Origin of the sequence: Flavonifractor sp. An82, from assembly GCF_002159265.1 — a bacterium.
Classification (GTDB): domain Bacteria; phylum Bacillota; class Clostridia; order Oscillospirales; family Oscillospiraceae; genus Flavonifractor.
In genome coordinates this window covers 263,800-279,594 of the sequence record NZ_NFHG01000002.1, presented here as the reverse complement: position 1 = coordinate 279,594, position 15,795 = coordinate 263,800, and the positions used below count along the sequence as shown (strand labels likewise).

Sequence of the window (15,795 nt, the reverse complement as noted above, 5' to 3'; positions counted from 1 at the left end):
GTCCTCCTGACAGAAAGGGCGGCCCCGAAGGCTGTTCGGGGCCGCCCTTTGATGGCGTGACTCAGTAATCCAGCCGCCGGTAGTAGCGCCGGATCTCCATAGGATGGCAGTTGATGGCCTCCATGTGAGCGTCGATGCGCTGGGTGACGGCGTGGGTCACCAGATGGGACAGGTTTCCCCGATACTTGTCGTCGATACCGGGCAGAGCGTAGTCCCTGGAGTCGATGACGGTATAGTTGGCACACACGCGGGGCAGGAACTTCACCACCCGCTCGCCGAGGGACCGCTGGGCATCCTCTCCCACAAACACGGTCACCGGGGTGTCCCGATCCACGATTTCCAGCATGCCGTGGAAGAACTCGGCGGCGTGGATGCTCTTGGTGCGGATCCAGTGCTGCTCCTCCCAGTAGCACATGGCGTAGGAGTAGGTGGAGCCGTACTGGTTGCCAGCGCCCACGAAGTAGTGGAGCCTGTCATCGTGGTGCTTCTGGGCGAACTCCAGGCCGAAGGCATCGGCGGCCTTCTCCACCTCCACCAGATCCCGGGCCAGATGGGCATCCATCTGGGCGTAGTACTCGTCGTACTCCGGGAACTCCCCCCGGTTGTACATAAACCGGTCGGCCACCATGAAGAACTTCAGCTGCTCATTGGCGGGGTAAGCGATCTCCCAGTCCACCATTCCAGCCAGCTGGGCGGTCTCCACGTCGATAAAGCCCAGCACCCTGGCGCCGGCGGCCTTGGCTTTCTCCACGCCCCGCACCATCTCCTCGGTGCTGCCGGTGACGGAGGAGATCACTACAATGGTCCCATCCCCCACCCGCCGGCTACCGGTGGTCAGGTACTCCGCCGCGTTCTCCACAAAGAGCTCCAGGTCGGAGCGCTCCTTCATGTGGACCTCGGCCTGGAGGCAGGAGGCCCATGTGCCCCCGATGCCCAGCCAGCATAGGTTGCGGAACCCCTTCTCACAGATCTCGTCCACAATGGCCTCGATCCGCGGCCGCAGGGCCAAGGCCCCCTGTACGCTGGCAATCTGTTTTTCCTCGTCAAATTTCAGCATAGAGTCCTCCTCGGCTGGCGGTTTACTCGCCGACCTTCAGCATCTGATAGTAGTCGTTGTAGATGGTCAGGGCCTCGCCCACATCCTCCTGGAAGAACACATTCTCTTTGTAATCGAAATCCTTGGAGGGGTCGTTGCGGTAGGACTCGGGGGCGGCGGCCACAGCGGCGTCGTTGGGGCAGAAGTAGGGGAATTCCTCCAGGTTCTGGGCCATGACCTCGGGGTCGCAGATATAGTCCAGGAACTTATATGCCAGGTCGGTGTGCTTGGCGCCGGTGGGGATAACATACATGTCAAAGCCCAGCTGCACCGCGTCGTCGGTGAAGGGGGCCACAGTCAGGGGGCTGTCCGCGCCGCCGGTCTCGGCAAAGGCCCAGGAGGCGTTGCCATCATAGGTGAAGGCCACGCTGGCGGTGCCGTTGGTCAGGTTCTGCTCGGCGTTGCCGTAGGCCACCACGTTCTCGTTGTACTTCACCAGCCATTCATAGGCCTCGGCAATCTCCTCCTCGTTCTCGGAGTTGGGGTCGTAGCCCAGAGCTACCAGGGCCATGGGGAACAGGTTGCGGGCACCGTCAATGGAGGTGATCTGTCCCTTCAGGGCGGGGTCGATCAGATCGTTGTAGCAGGTAATCTCAATGGGACAGGTTTCGGTGTTGTACACCACATAGATGTAGTTGCCCAGGTAGGGGATGCTGTGGTTAGGGGAGGACCAATAGGCGGGGTTGATGTTGGAAGAGTTGGGGATGCGGGACAGATCCAGCTCTTCCACGTAGCCGCCGGCAATCAGGGACTCCATGTAGGCGTCGCAAGTCATGATCAGGTCGTACTGGTCGCCGCCGCCGGAGGTAAGCCGGGTAACGGCGTCGGCGTTGTCGCTCATGTAGGAGATGTTGACGGTGCAGTTGTTGGCCTCCTCAAAATCGGAGACCACCTGGTCGGAGATGTACTGCTGCCACATGTAGATGTTCAGCTCGGTGCTGGCGGCCTCTTCGCCGCTGGCAGTGGTCTCCGTTCCGCCGGCGGGGGACTCCGCAGCAGGCTCGTTCCCGCCGCCGCAGGCGGCCAGGGCCAGAGCCATAGTCAGAGCCAGGATCAGTGCAAGAAACCGTTTCATTTGTCTGCCTCCTTGTGATGTTTGGTTGAGACTGCTTCTATGCCGTATCCGCCGCGTCCTCCCGCGGCGGGGTGGGCCGTTACCGGGCGGCCGCCTTCTCCCTCCTGCGGAGCAGGGCCTTGACGCCGTTGCTCAGCAGCATGGCGGCCACAATCACCAGGATCATGATGGTGGTCAGGGCGTTGACATCGGGAGTGACGCCGGTGCGGTTCATGGACAGGATCAATACCGGCAGGGTGGAGTTGCGGGCGCCGGAGAGCATGTTGCTCATGACCACATCGTCGATGGACAGGGTGAAAGACAGGAAGGCGGCGGACATGATGCCGGGCACCATGCTGGGCAGGGTGACCCGCAGGAAGGTCTGGATGCGGTTAGCCCCCAGATCCATGGAGGCCTCCTCCAGCTCGTAGCCGTCGCCGCTGATGCGTCCCTTAATGGTGACCACCGCGTAGGGGATGCAGAAGGTACAGTGGCCCACCAGGATGGATCCCAGCCCAAGGGACAGGCCGATGTTCATGAAGATGATGAGCAGGGCCACGGCCAGCACGATCTCGGGCACGATGATGGGCACATAGAGCATGCTGTTGATGAAGCGCTTGCCCTTGAACTCGTACCGCTTCAGGCCTAAGGCGCCCAGGGTGCCGATGACCACCGAGATCACCGTGGCCAGCACTGCGATGATCAGGGAGTACCACAGGCTGCCGATGAGGGCGTCGTTCTCCAGCAGTTTGCCATACCACTCTGTGGTGAAGCCGTTCCAGTAGAAGTTGTATTTCTGATCATTGAAGGAGAATACCATCATCACCGCCACGGGGATGTAGAGCACGGTGTAGATGAGGATGGCGTACACATCACCCACAATGCCGAGGCGGCGCTTGCGCCGCTGAGTCTTGGACAGGGCTGCCATGTCACACCACCTCCATGTCTTCCAGCTTGGCGAAGCGGGTGTAGACGAAGATCAGAAGCCCGGTGATCACCAGCAGCAGCACAGACAGGGCCGCGCCCAGAGGCCAGTTGCGGATGGCGCCAAATTGGTTTTTGATAATGTTGCCGATGTAGAGAACCTTGCCGCCGCCCAGCATGTCGGATACGGTATAGATGCCCAGGGAGGGGATGAATACCAGGATCACGGCCGAGAAGATACCGGGGAAGGTGAGGGGCAGGGTGATGCGGAAGAAGGTCTGCCGGGGATTGGCCCCCAGGTCGGAGGACGCCTCCAGCAGGGAGTTCTGCAATTTCTCAATCGTGCTGTACAGAGGAAGCACCGCGAAGGGCAGCATGTTGGTCACCAGTCCCAGCATCACCAGCGGGTCGGTGTAGATGAAGGTGATGGGTTCGCTGGTGATACCCGCCCACTGGAGGAAGGTGTTCACCGGGCCGCTGGTCTGGAAGAGGAGCAGCCAGCTGTTCAGCCGCATCAGGGAGTTGGTCCAGAAGGGGATCATGATGAGCATGATCAGCCTGGAGGCCACCTCCGGCGGCTTACGGGCGATGTAATAGGCGAAGGGGTAGCCCAGCAGCAGGCAGGCCACGGTGGTGAACAGTGCCACCTGCAGAGACTTGACAATGACCTTGAAGTAGGTGCTGTCCAGCAGGGTCTGATAGCTTTCCAGAGAGAACTCGTACACCACATCGCCGAAGACACCCCGGGACATGAAGCTGACATAGATGATGTAGAGCATGGGAATCGTGACAAAGAGCACCATCCATACGGATACCGGTCCGGCCTGCGCCAGGGCGGGGATGGTTTTGCGGTGAATATCCCGCCGCCGGTTGATGGCCTGGAGTTCGCTGGCGCCATTTTTCAGTCTTTGACGGCTCATTTCCGCGCCTCCCTATGTAGCTGACTTCTTGATGGCCACCGATTTTTCCGGGTCCCAGCGGAGGAAGAGCTGATCCCCCTCGCGCAGACCATAGTCCTGTTCAAAGCGGGAGAATTTGACCTCCATGCCGTCTCTCAGATCCAAGGCGGTCTTGACTACCGTGCCCATATAGGTGAAGTCCTTCAGGATAGCCGGCAGATCGAAGCCCTCCGCCGGCGCCAGGCCGTACTCCAGGTGCTCCGGACGGACAGATACATGCATCTCCTCGCCAACCTGGAACCCCTTGCCGCGGGTGGTGAGCATTCCGGACGGGGTTTCCACCCGCAGCAGGTCCCCCTCCACCGCCTTCACCGTGCCGTCGAAAATGTTGGACTCCCCGATGAATCCGGCTACAAAGCGGGTCTTCGGGTGGTCATAGATCTCCATGGGCACGTCCAGCTGTTCGATCACACCGCCATTCATGACGGCAATGCGGTCGGACATGGTGAGGGCCTCCTCCTGGTCATGGGTGACATAGACGAAGGTGATGCCCAGCTTTTTCTGAAGGCGCTTGAGCTCAATCTGCATCTGCTTGCGCAGCTTGAGATCCAGGGCGCCCAGCGGCTCATCCAGCAGCAGCACTTTGGGGTTGTTGATCAGGGCCCGTGCGATGGCCACCCGCTGCTTCTGCCCGCCGGACAGGGCGTCCGGCTTGCGCTTTTCAAAGCCAGCCAGCTGCACCAGGGCGAGCATCTCGGTCACACGGCGCTGGATCTCGTCCTTGGGAACCTTTTTGATGGTCAAACCGTAGGCCACGTTGTCAAACACTGTCATGTGGGGGAACAGGGAGTAATTCTGGAACACGGTGTTCACGTCCCGCTGATAGGGCTCCTTGCTCTCCACCCGTTCCCCCTGCACCTTGATGATGCCGGAGGTGGCATCCTCAAACCCGGCGATCATCCGCAGGGTGGTGGTCTTGCCGCAGCCGGAGGGCCCCAGCAGGGTGAGGAACTCCCCCTCCTGGATCTCCATATTCATTTTTCGTACCACTAGGTTGCTCCCAAACCGTTTCTCCACGTTGATCAGGGATACAATACTCTCTGCCATGCCCGATCTCACCTCATTTTTGGTTAAAAGCCGCAAAAATCCAGGCGGAAACCGGGTGGTTTTCCTCCGCCTCTCTCTTTGCCTGCATCATAGCATATCTTCCCAGGGATAGCAATCTCTTCTTACAGATAAGCAAAAAATAAAAGCATACCAATTTGTGATTTTAAATATTCTTTGTACTCCACAGCTTTTGCAGTTGGAAAAAAACTGAAGAAACGCCGGGCTTTTTCCTGCAGGCCGGAGCAGAATTGGACTGAAATCACCTTCACCTGCCTGTATGCGCCATTGTCAGATCTTTGGAAATGTGGTATGCTTTTGACAGATTTTCCGGCCCGGGGCCGGAGGAGGAGCGATGATGAATGGAGGAATATAAGCTCAGGCCGGGTGCCCGGGCGCGGGAACTGCTGGAGGGCTTCCTGGTGGAGTACGGCCTGGCGCCGGGGGATCGTCTGCCCTCTGAGCGGGCACTGAGCCAGCGCTGGGGGCTGAGCCGCTCCACCCTCCGCAACGCTCTGTCCCTGATGGAAGAGGATGGAACCCTCCGCTCCCGGATCGGGGCAGGCACCTTCGTGGCTCCGGCCAAATACACCCGCAGCCTCCAAGGCCTGCTGTCCATGAGTCAGTCAGCTGCGGGACAGGGGCGTACCGTGACCACCCGCCTGCTGCGGCTGGAGCAGGCAGAGTGCGACAAGCATCTGGCAAAGCGATTTGGCCAAATGTTGGGCTATCCGCTTTATAAAATCGTGCGCCTGCGCTCGGTGGATGGGGAGTCGGTGATGATTGAGACATCCTATATCCCCGCAGGGCGTGTTCCCGGCCTGGAAAAGAAGGATCTGGAGCACCAGTCCCTCTTCGCTATACTAGAGAAGGACTATGGCGTGATTCCCCGGGAGGGCGATGAAAAAATCGGCATCACTTATGCCACGGATGAGGAAGCTGCACTGATGGGGGTGGAACCGGAGTCTCCCCTATTCTGGATTGTCAGTACTACCTACGACCAGGGCGGACAGATGATGGAGTACTGCCGGGCAGCAGCCCGGCCGGACCGCCTGCGTATCACCACGGTTATGGAGCGTAAATTGGAAGGGGCGATAACTGAATATGAGGCATGACGAAGCTGTGGGCCCCCAGTCCCCCCTGTATCTCCAACTTCGCGAGCTCATCCGCAGCAAGATCGAAAACGGCGAATATCCCCCCGGCACCGCCATCCCCTCAGTAGGCACTTTGGCTGAGAAATACGGCATCCACCGTCTTTCGGTTCGCTCGGCCATCTCCGCCCTGATCGGAGAAGGGCTGCTCAAGAGTGTCCAGGGCAAAGGGATTTTTGTGGTGGGAGAAAAGCTGGAGCAGGATCTGGAGACTGTGGGCGGCTTTGAACAAACGCTGAAGGCATCGGCCAAGCACTTTGAGCAGCGGCTTCTGGTCAAAGCCAGCCGTACTGCCGGCCCTCTCTATGCCAGCTGGCTGAACTGTCTGGCAGAAGAACCGCTTTACTATGTCAAGCGCCTGAGCCTGCTGGATGGGGAGCCCCTGTCTTTGGAAGAGGCCTACATCCCACAGTGGCTTGTCCCCAATTTAGCCGATGTGGATCTGAACGTATTTCCACTCCATGAGGTGTACGAATTTTATGGCATACACCTATTACGCGGGGAGCAGAGTTTGGGTATCACCCGGCTGGATTCTCCCGATGCCAGGCTGCTGGACGTGGATCCCAGGCGGGGGGTACTCACCCTCCAGTGCGTGCGCTATGGCAGCCCCGAGCGGGCCGATGGGGCCCCCGCCGGCCCCGGGGACGAACAGCCGGTGGAGTTTACTCGTACCCACATCCGAGCAGATAAGTGTGACCTGAGCGTCCATTTTCACCGTTGAGTTCTCAACCTTCTTCTTTTATCTCATAGGCTTTCTCTGGCGCAGTTGACAGCTTCTTTTTCCTATACCTGCTACAAATTCTGCGGCCGGGCTACTACCTTGACCCAAAACTTGACCCAGAACAGGAAAAATTCCAGCGGAGCGGAGAGTATACGACCTCCGAGATCTGGGAAATTCCCGGAACAAAGAGGGCCAAAAAGCGTCTGAAATCAACGGATTGAACCGCTGGCAACAGCTCATAACCCGGAGGTCGGAGGTTCAAATCCTCCCCCTACCAAAAAGTGCCGGATTCCGTTGGAATGCGGTACTTTTTTCGCTTTTGACCACTTGCTTTTTGTGTTTCTAACACTTTTCTAACACACCGTCCTGAGAAATGGCCTGTGACAACTGCAATTTACTGATGTCGAGTCTATATTCTAGCACCAAAATTGAACGCCCCCAGAGGGCCCCAAATGAGACTCTCCAGAGGCGTTCTTCCTCTGAGTTTTCATGTAGGTATGCTGCTTGGCGACTTTTCAGAGGGCATCTGTCTGCCACATGCAGAAAAACATTCCCCGTTTATATCCTCCCCGCTCCGAAAACGACACACGGCGCCCACACAGTCCCAACAGGGGTCTTCCTGTGGTCATCCGGCCCGCCTCAAACCGGGAGAGACTTTGCGGTATCCTGCTACACGGAACCATCGGCCTGATTTACCCATCCCCGGCAGCGCTCCACGGCCCGATGCCAGTCCGTCAGCAGGTGCTCCCGGTGCCGGGCGTCCATGGCGGGGGAGAAGGTGGTGTCGCACCGCCACAGGCGGGAGAGCTCCTCCCGGCTCTCCCACACGCCGGCGGCCAGGCCGGCCAGATAGGCCGCCCCCAGGGCGGTGGTCTCCCGGATGGCGGGGCGCAGCACCGCCCGGCCCAGGATATCCGCCTGGAACTGCATGAGGAAGCCGTCCCGGCTGGCGCCCCCGTCGGCCTTCAGGCTGGTGAGGGGCACCCCGGTGTCCGCCTCCATGGCCCGGGCCAGGTCTGCCACCTGGTAGGCGATGGACTCCTGGGCCGCCCGGGTGATGTGCTCCCGCCGGGTGCCCCGGGTGAGGCCGATGAGCATGCCCCGGGCGTACATGTCCCAGTAGGGCGCCCCCAGCCCCGTGAAGGCGGGCACCAGGTACACGCCCCCGTTGTCGGGCGCCTTCCGGGCGTAGTACTCCGCGTCCCGGCTGTCGGGGAAAAAGCGCAGCTCATCCCGCAGCCACTGGATCACCGCGCCCCCCACGAACACCGAGCCCTCCAGGGCGTACTGTACCTTGCCATCGAGACCGATAGCGATGGTGGTCAACAGGCCGTTTCTGCTCTCGCAGGGGGTATCCCCGGTGTTCATCAGCAGAAAGCAGCCGGTGCCGTAGGTGTTCTTGGCGTCGCCGGGGGAGAAGCAGCCCTGGCCGAACAGGGCGGCCTGCTGGTCGCCGGCCATGCCCGCGATGGGAATCCTGACCCCCTGTATGTCGGTGTAGCCGTAGATTTCGCTGGAGGAGCGCACCTGCGGCAGCATGGCCCGGGGGATGTCCAGGGCCCGGAGCAGGGTGTCGTCCCAGTCCAGCCTGTGGATGTCGAAGAGCATGGTGCGGGAGGCGTTGGTCACGTCGGTGACGTGGGCCGCACCGCCGGTGAGCTTCCACACCAGCCAGCTGTCCACCGTGCCGAAGCACAGCTCGCCCCGCTCCGCCCGCGCCCGGGCGCCCTCCACGTGGTCGAGAATCCATTTGAGCTTGGTGGCGGAGAAATAGGCGTCGGGGAGCAGGCCGGTGACGGCCCGGATGTGCTCCTCCAGCCCGTCGGAGCGGAGCTGATCCACCAGCTCCGCCGTGCGGCGGCACTGCCACACGATGGCGTTGTGCAGGGGCCGGCCGGTGGCCCTGTCCCACAGGATGGTGGTCTCCCGCTGGTTGGTGATGCCGATGGCGGCAATCTCCGACGGCTCCACCCCCGACCGAGCGATGGCCTCCATCATCACGCCGTACTGGGTAGACCAGATCTCCATGGCGTCCTGCTCTACCCAGCCCTCCCGGGGGTAGTACTGGGTCAGCTCCTTCTGGGCCAAGCCCAGAATGTTCTGCTCCCGTTCGAAGAGAATGGCCCGGGAGCTGGTGGTGCCCTGATCCAGGGCCAGAATGTACTTGCCCATATTACGCGCCTCCCGCCGTCTCATCTGTCTGCGGCAGTGCCCGGGTGGACACAAAGTCGGCCCCGGTGCCGCAGACGTCCTTTACCACTACCTGCCCCAGCCGGACAGGCGCCTCCACCGTGATACCGTCCAGCGCCGCCGCCACGTCAAAGATCCGCTCCTTGGGCATGGGGCCGCTGGTCTTGACCGGGCAGCGGGGGTATGCGCCGCCGGTACAGCGCACTGTGGAGGTGATCACCCGGGTGGGATGGGTCAGCTCGCGCTTTCCATACGCCTCCCCCCGGGGACAGCCATTGCCCGTGACCGTGTAGCCGCAGGCCTCGTCCACCTTCAGATGGCAGCCCCTGGGACAGACAATGCAGATAAGTTCCTTCATCCGGCCTTCACCTCCTCGACAGCAATGGTAATGGCTCCATCGGCCTTATCCAGTAGTGCCCGGGGCAGGGTGATGTGTTCCATCTCGCCGGGGGCCAGGCAGTCCCGGCGGAAGGCGGCCAGCTGGCGTCCGCCGCTGGTGACTGCAATCCGGCTGGGCCCGCACACCCGGTTGACCCGGAAAAAGAGCTCGCATCCCTGCTCCACCCGGCCTGGGCGGATGTGCTGGGGCACTGTGTAGGTGACGCAGTCCCCGCTGACCACCTCCAGTGCGGACTCCTCCGGGCCCGCCCCCTCCAGCACATAGCGGGCGGCGGCCCGCCCGGCCCGCTGGCTCTCGGCGGTGACAAAGTCCACCAGATCGTGAACGTGGGCCACATTGCCGCAGGCGAACACCCCGGGCAGGGAGGTCTCCATATTCTCATACACCACCGCGCCGCTGGTGCGGGGGTCGATGGCGATGCCCGCCTGGCGGGTGAGCTCGTTCTCCGGGATCAGCCCCACCGACAGCAGCAAGGTGTCACAGTCAAAGATCATCTCGCTCCCCGGAATGGGCCGCCGCTGCTCGTCCACCTTTGACACCACCACCTGCTCCACCCGGTTCTTTCCCCGGATCTCCGTGACGGTGTGGGAGAGATAGAGGGGGATGTCATAGTCGTGGAGGCACTGGACGATGTTTCGGTTCAGGCCGCCGGAATAGGGCATGACCTCCACGCAGGCCAGCACCTTGGCTCCTTCCAGGGTCATGCGCCGGGCCATGATGAGGCCGATGTCCCCGCTGCCCAGGATCACCACTCGCTCCCCGGGCAGCCACCCCTCCATGTTCACATACCGCTGGGCGGCTCCGGCGGTGAAGATGCCGGCGGGTCGGGTACCGGGAATAGAGATAGCCCCCCGGGTGCGCTCCCGGCAGCCCATGGCCAGCAGGACGCTCCGGGCCTCCTCCACCCGATAGCCGGTGGCTTTCCCCACCATGTGAACCCGGCGGTCGGCCCCCACCTCCAGCACCATGGTATCCAGCCGCACCTCCACTCCGGTGTCACGGAGCATATTCACAAACCGTCCGGCGTACTCCGGGCCGGTGAGCTCCTCCTTGAAGTGGTGAAGTCCGAAGCCGTTGTGGATGCACTGGTTGAGGATCCCCCCCAGTTCCCTGTCCCGCTCCACGATCAGAACCCGATGCAGCCCCGCCTCCCAGGCGGCGCAGGCGGCGGCCAGCCCGGCGCTTCACCCCGTCCACCGACCGGGGCGGGATGGGGGCGCGGAGGGCGTCCAGGATCTCCCCCTCTGTGACGGTCTCACAGCGGCAGATGATCCGGCCGTAGTCGGGCCGTTCCGCCGCCAGGCGGGCCTTTTCCACCTCGGGCAGCTCCTTGAAACGCACCCGGCGGCGCGAAGCTTGAAAGTCGGCCTTCCGCTCAAGGGGCAGGCCCGCCCGCCCCATCAGCTCTGCGGCGTACTCTCCCACGGCGGGGGCGGCGGACAGGCCAGGGGAGCAGATACCTGCCAGATCCAGGAACCGGGGCGCGGCCTCCTCAATGACGAAGTCCCCGGTGTCGGCTACCGCCCGCACCCCGGCGAAGCTGCGGATGACAGTCCGAAAGTCCACCGACGGCACCGAGCGCAGGGCGGTTCCTCGCACAAAATCCAGGCCGGCGGCGGTGGTGGCGGTGTCGTCCCCCTCCACCGGCTCGGCGTTGGGGCCTACCAGCAGGTTGCCGTGGATCGTGGGGGTCACCAGCACCCCCTTGCCGTGTTCGTTGGGGCACTGGAAGATCACCCGGCCCACCCGATCCCCCTCGCTCTTGTCCAGCAGGAAGTACTGGCCCCGGGAGGGATGAAGGGTGAAGGTACGGGGGGCCGCCATCTCGTGGACGGCCTGGGCCTCCAGCCCGGCGGCATTGACCACCCACCGGCTCTCCAGCTCCCCCCGGCTGGTCTCCACCCGCCAGCCTGTCTCCGTGGGGTACAGGCCGGTGACTGCCGTCTCCAGGTGGAGTTCTGCCCCGTTGCGCACCGCCGTCTCCGCCAGGGCCAGGCAGTACTCCCAGGGAGAACAGATAGCCGCCGAGGGGGCGTGGAGGGCGGCGGTCACCGCCGGGGACAGGCTGGGCTCCAGGGCCCGGGCCTCGTCCCCGGTGAGCAGGGCCAGGCCGGGCACGCCGTTGGCCGTTCCCCGCCGGTACAGCTCCGCCAGGGCCTCCCGATCCGCCGGGGTGAAGCCCAGCACCAGGGAGCCGCAGGGGGAATAGGGCACGTCCAGGGCGGGGCAGAGCTGCCGGGCCAGGGCCACGCCCCGCACATTGAGCCGGGCCATCAGGGAGCCGGGCAGGGGGTCGTAACCGGCGTGGAGAATGGCGGAGTTGGCCTTGGTAGTGCCGTCGGCCACGTCGTTCTCCCGCTCCAGGATGCCCACCCGGAGCCGGTATTTGGACAGCGCAAAGGCCGTGGCCGCGCCCGTGATGCCGCAGCCGATGATGAGGACGTCGAACATAGCAGAACCTCCACAAGACAGGGTGTGGGGGACTCTCCCCCGGTACAGAGGCAAAAAGAGCGAGACAGGGCAGCCTCACAGGGGGGCGGCTCTGTTTCGCTCTCACTCTCCGGAAACAAACGATATGCAGTTGGGCCGGGCTACATGCGCCACACGGCGGGATTGGTGGAGGACACAGCCACCGCCCCGGCCCCCAGGGCGCCGGTCACGTCCTCCTTGTCGGTGATCAGCCCCCCGGCGATGATGGGCCTGCCGGTGGTGTCGCACAGGCGGCGGATGATCTTGGGCATCAGGCCGGGCAGCACCTCCACCAGATCGGCGGACTCGCGGGAGAAGTGCCGCTCCACGTTTTTCAGCGCCATGGAGTCCAGCAGGAAGATCCGCTGGATGGCCACCAGGCCCAGTTCCCGCGCCCGGCGGGTCAGGGCCGCCTTGGTGGAGATCACCCCGTCGGCACTGGTGCTGCGGGCGACGAAGTCGGCGGAGATCTCCCGGGCAGCGAGTCCATCAATCAGATCCAAATGGACAAAGACCCGCTTGCCCGCCTCCCGCACCCGCTCCGCCGTGTCCCGGATGGTCAGGATATCGCCGTAGAGGAGAAACAGCACGGAGACGTCGCTCTCCAGCGCCTGCGCCAGCCCTTCCTCGTCCTTAACCGCCGCAATGACCGGCCCGGCGGCCAGAAGCTCCAAAAGCTGCGGTGTTTCCATGTGCCTCTCCTCCCGATGTGAAAATGCTGCCCCAACAGAAAAAAGCGCAAAGCGGCATTTCCCCGCTCTGCGCATCTCATCATTTCTCTGCACTGAGGTATTTTTACCATAACAGCCCCGCTACAAAATTGCAAGCCCCCGCAGCGGGGCCTGACTGTCAAAAATCGACGCGGATAATTGTGCGAAATATATAAAATCAAAAAATGCTATTGACAGACATTTGTGAATCTGCTATTTTGATTTTATCAAACCAATATGTTTTCTATGCGCATGAGTGGAGAGAAGCGCGGCTGTCGGGGGACAGCCGCGCTTTTTGTTTTGGGGGTGAGGTGTTTTATTCGACTAAATAAATCTGATCTGAATTTACTTTCAATAGGGGAGGGTATGAGTCATGAAAGAGCAAGGCTCCTGGGTAAAAATGTTCCATAAGCCACATTTTTGGTTGGCAATTGCGCTGATTCTATGCTTAATTGGTTCTTGTTGTGATTGTAAACCTTATTTTCTACCGTAAAGCTGGCTATACGCTTCGAAGTTTCGGTGTTTCTATTACCGGAGAGGGGCAATCTAATCGCTTCGTTATGATTGCTAAAACCATTCTTTTGGCTTTGGCGGTCATAGCAGCAACTTACTCCATTGTTTTTATATCCGTTGGCGTGCTTAACACCGATTATCGGTTCTTTGAGCTTGGAATCAACACTTTTACAGTCCACAAATTCAGCCATTTCCCGCCCTATATGATTTTCTGGTTTGTTTGGGCTGCCGGGGTTACATTGGCGGTCAATACAAACTTCCGAGAGGGGATTTCGGAGAAGTTCGCCATGACTGTAACTGTCCTGGTGAATTGCATTGGACTAGGCATCCTTATAATTCCATATTTTGTTACTTTCTATCAGGCAGGAACTCCGGGTTCCGACCTCGCCTTGTTGAGCATTATTCGGCTCTTCCCGATGATTCCCTGCATGGCGATTGCTACCATATTAGCACGCAGGCTGTACAAAAAGACTGCCAATATTTGGGTGGCTGCATTGATTATTGGATTGCTGATTGGGTTAATAACTCTAGCTAATTCTGCCGTGACATATTACTTCGTTATGGTATGAGTATCCTTTTGGAAGGGTACCGATACATGAAACAGAATAGGCCCGTGGCAGGACAATTTTCTCCCGCCACGGGCTTGTTTTCTTAGTCGGTGACGAAGGGCAGCAGCGCGATCTGACGGGCGCGCTTGATGGCCTCGGTCAGCTGGCGCTGGTGCATGGCGCAGGTGCCGGTGGTACGGCGGGGCAGGATCTTGCTCCGCTCAGACAGGTACCGGCGCAGCTTGGCCTCATCCGCATCGGTATCGTTTGCGCAGCCGGATAGACTTAATCGTCCCAGCCGTCGTCATATTCGGTATAGTCCTAGTCATTATAGTCGGCAGCACCGTCGGCATAATTGCACTATATCCAGATTCACAGAGTATATCATATTCCAAAATAAAACAGTGCCAGGATCTTCATCTGCTGAAAATCCTGACACTACTTCTTAAAATGCGGGGAGCTTTTACTACTACTGCTTCCAGTACTGTTTTACTTTTTCCTCCGCAGCCTGGGGCAAAAGTCCAAACTGCTCTACCAGTTTTTGTGCTATCTGCTTTTGCTCCACAGACATACTTCTGAGCGTACTGACCATGGCACGAATGCCTTCTTCACGGCCCTCCTGCCGAGCAGCCTTTGCCACGTTGTAGTCGTGGATCTCGGCGATTTTCTCCTGATCGAACAGCGTTACCATAATCTCCAGCACCTCCTTCTGCCGGGACGCCAGAAAAGGCGCCAACACATTTTCCGCAATGCAGATCCGAATCGTCTCGTCAATGGCCTGTTGCGTCAGGCCGTACTTCTCGCGCTGCTCATCTGCAATCTTGCAGAACCGGACGTACTGATCCAGAATATCTCCGGTTCCATCATCCCGAAGCACCTTGACCTCCACCTCGGCGCTCCCTGCACCCTGGTACAGGCCTGACAGGTGAAGTGCCTCGGGGATCTCCTTCCGGTCGCCTGTGTAGACCACATATAGCTCCGGGCGTGGGATTTCTACCGGATGAGAGCCGTAGAGATCCAGCTTCTGCTCCTCGATGTACTCCTTATAGGTGCCCGCCAGATACAGCAGCATCCTCAGTGCAATGTTGACGGAGAAGGTGCTCTGGGCCTCCACCAGCAAAATCAGCCGGTTGCGCACCTGGATGCCCAGGTCATTGTAGAAGCCGGTTGTCAGCACGTTCTCCAGAGTCACCAGCTTGAAATCGGACTCCTTCACGTCGGTATCCTCTGGGTGCAGGGCCAGGTAAAGCTGGCGGGTATACTCCGGCTGCTTGAACAGATAGGTGAACACCGAGTCCTTCACACTGCGCTTCATCTCGGCCATAAGCATACCACCTTTCCACTCTTATTATAGCCGATGTCTGTCTGGAATAGCAAGTGGCAACTCAACATCAGCGGCAAACTGCTTCTCTGATAATTCGGCAATTATGTTCTTTCTGTCATTTTAGCGATATGCTATAATAACGAATAAAAGAAAAGAATGTCTATGGATAGAGTGCTTATCGGTGCACTGATTTCGTGCCCGAAACGAATAAAAAGTCCCTGCGAAAAACAGATGACGATACAATCCCAGATAACCCTGAAAAACCAATCTATATTCTCTGGATCCGTGACAGCCTTAGCGCCTCACGAGTAACTTCTCTATGCTTATGGGTTCTCAGCCTGAAGAAAAGCATACATCAATTGCTGTGCATGAGAGTTCTTCTTCGATTGCTTCCAGAGACCGCGACGCTTTGACCAATGCTGTTGATAAACAATATACCAGTTTGGAGGATTTCAGAGCACAGGGCGAGCTGTTTATCGCAAGACAGATCGCATGATTTTGACCCTTATTATGACCCTTACCACGACGGAATTGCTTAACACCATTCAACACATAATGGTCAATAATGTTCTCGAAACTTATAGATTATAAGATAAGCTAAACCTATTTAATGTCATATATATCTGGGTAAACCTTATACGGCACTGTTCGAGTCCCTTCGGGCGTACCAAGAAGAAATCCTGTAACCACAA

The 15,795-nt window shown here is 59.8% G+C and carries 14 protein-coding genes and 2 pseudogenes; 4 read left to right on the top strand and 12 right to left on the bottom strand.

What is annotated here, in order from left to right; all coding sequences use genetic code 11:
* Positions 1 to 61 precede the first annotated feature (61 nt).
* The 5 genes from B5G34_RS04965 to B5G34_RS04945 all read right to left on the bottom strand — a co-directional run bounded on the left by B5G34_RS04965 (position 62) and on the right by B5G34_RS04945 (position 5,080).
* Positions 62 to 1,057, bottom strand: coding sequence for an SIS domain-containing protein (locus tag B5G34_RS04965; RefSeq protein WP_087334814.1), 996 nt, complete (start codon positions 1,055 to 1,057; stop codon positions 62 to 64).
* A gap of 22 nt (positions 1,058 to 1,079) precedes the next feature.
* Positions 1,080 to 2,171, bottom strand: a complete 1,092-nt coding sequence (locus B5G34_RS04960; RefSeq protein WP_087334812.1) for a spermidine/putrescine ABC transporter substrate-binding protein — start codon at positions 2,169 to 2,171, stop codon at positions 1,080 to 1,082.
* 79 nt (positions 2,172 to 2,250) lie between these two features.
* Entirely contained in the window at positions 2,251 to 3,078 is an 828-nt protein-coding gene (locus B5G34_RS04955) for an ABC transporter permease (RefSeq protein ID WP_087334811.1), read from the bottom strand.
* Position 3,079: 1 nt separating this feature from the next.
* Complete coding sequence (locus tag B5G34_RS04950) at positions 3,080 to 3,994, bottom strand: ABC transporter permease (RefSeq protein ID WP_087334809.1); 915 nt, start codon at positions 3,992 to 3,994, stop codon at positions 3,080 to 3,082.
* Between the two features lie 12 nt (positions 3,995 to 4,006).
* The gene (locus tag B5G34_RS04945; protein WP_087334807.1) at positions 4,007 to 5,080 is read right to left on the bottom strand and encodes an ABC transporter ATP-binding protein; all 1,074 of its coding nucleotides are present in this window, start codon (positions 5,078 to 5,080) and stop codon (positions 4,007 to 4,009) included.
* 359 nt (positions 5,081 to 5,439) lie between these two features.
* On the opposite strand from B5G34_RS04945, the gene B5G34_RS04940 reads away from it, so the two are divergent.
* Complete coding sequence (locus tag B5G34_RS04940) at positions 5,440 to 6,192, top strand: GntR family transcriptional regulator (protein ID WP_087334806.1); 753 nt, start codon at positions 5,440 to 5,442, stop codon at positions 6,190 to 6,192.
* The gene (locus tag B5G34_RS04935; protein ID WP_087238107.1) at positions 6,182 to 6,949 is read left to right on the top strand and encodes a GntR family transcriptional regulator; all 768 of its coding nucleotides are present in this window, start codon (positions 6,182 to 6,184) and stop codon (positions 6,947 to 6,949) included. The genes B5G34_RS04940 and B5G34_RS04935 overlap by 11 nt, the downstream gene beginning before the upstream one ends.
* Positions 6,950 to 7,618: 669 nt before the next feature.
* Here the strand turns inward: B5G34_RS04935 and glpK are convergent.
* The 5 genes and pseudogenes from glpK to B5G34_RS04910 form a co-directional block, all read right to left on the bottom strand.
* Positions 7,619 to 9,121 (bottom strand): glycerol kinase GlpK, encoded by a 1,503-nt coding sequence (gene glpK / locus B5G34_RS04930; RefSeq protein WP_087334804.1) that lies wholly within the window; start codon positions 9,119 to 9,121, stop codon positions 7,619 to 7,621.
* Position 9,122: 1 nt separating this feature from the next.
* Positions 9,123 to 9,497, bottom strand: a complete 375-nt coding sequence (locus tag B5G34_RS04925; RefSeq protein ID WP_087334802.1) for a DUF1667 domain-containing protein — start codon at positions 9,495 to 9,497, stop codon at positions 9,123 to 9,125.
* Positions 9,494 to 10,663, bottom strand: coding sequence for an FAD-dependent oxidoreductase (locus tag B5G34_RS04920; protein WP_242956842.1), 1,170 nt, complete (start codon positions 10,661 to 10,663; stop codon positions 9,494 to 9,496). The genes B5G34_RS04925 and B5G34_RS04920 overlap by 4 nt, the downstream gene beginning before the upstream one ends.
* Before the next feature lie 289 nt (positions 10,664 to 10,952).
* A pseudogene (locus B5G34_RS04915) lies at positions 10,953 to 11,990 on the bottom strand (NAD(P)/FAD-dependent oxidoreductase); the annotation flags it as partial.
* A 140-nt stretch (positions 11,991 to 12,130) separates the two neighbouring features.
* On the bottom strand, positions 12,131 to 12,700 hold the full coding sequence (locus tag B5G34_RS04910; protein WP_087334797.1) for a glycerol-3-phosphate responsive antiterminator: 570 nt from the start codon (positions 12,698 to 12,700) through the stop codon (positions 12,131 to 12,133).
* A 482-nt stretch (positions 12,701 to 13,182) separates the two neighbouring features.
* Between B5G34_RS04910 and B5G34_RS04905 the strand changes: the two genes are divergently transcribed.
* Complete coding sequence (locus tag B5G34_RS04905) at positions 13,183 to 13,800, top strand: hypothetical protein (protein ID WP_162609421.1); 618 nt, start codon at positions 13,183 to 13,185, stop codon at positions 13,798 to 13,800.
* 82 nt (positions 13,801 to 13,882) lie between these two features.
* On the opposite strand, the pseudogene rpsR reads toward B5G34_RS04905, so the two are convergent.
* Positions 13,883 to 14,032: pseudogene (gene rpsR / locus B5G34_RS04900) on the bottom strand (30S ribosomal protein S18); the annotation flags it as partial.
* 216 nt (positions 14,033 to 14,248) lie between these two features.
* Positions 14,249 to 15,103, bottom strand: a complete 855-nt coding sequence (locus B5G34_RS04895) for a hypothetical protein (RefSeq protein ID WP_087334794.1) — start codon at positions 15,101 to 15,103, stop codon at positions 14,249 to 14,251.
* A gap of 319 nt (positions 15,104 to 15,422) precedes the next feature.
* Between B5G34_RS04895 and B5G34_RS18705 the strand changes: the two genes are divergently transcribed.
* Positions 15,423 to 15,599: a hypothetical protein gene (locus B5G34_RS18705; RefSeq protein WP_162609420.1), complete on the top strand. Its 177-nt coding sequence runs from the start codon at positions 15,423 to 15,425 to the stop codon at positions 15,597 to 15,599.
* The last annotated feature ends 196 nt before the right edge of the window (positions 15,600 to 15,795 follow it).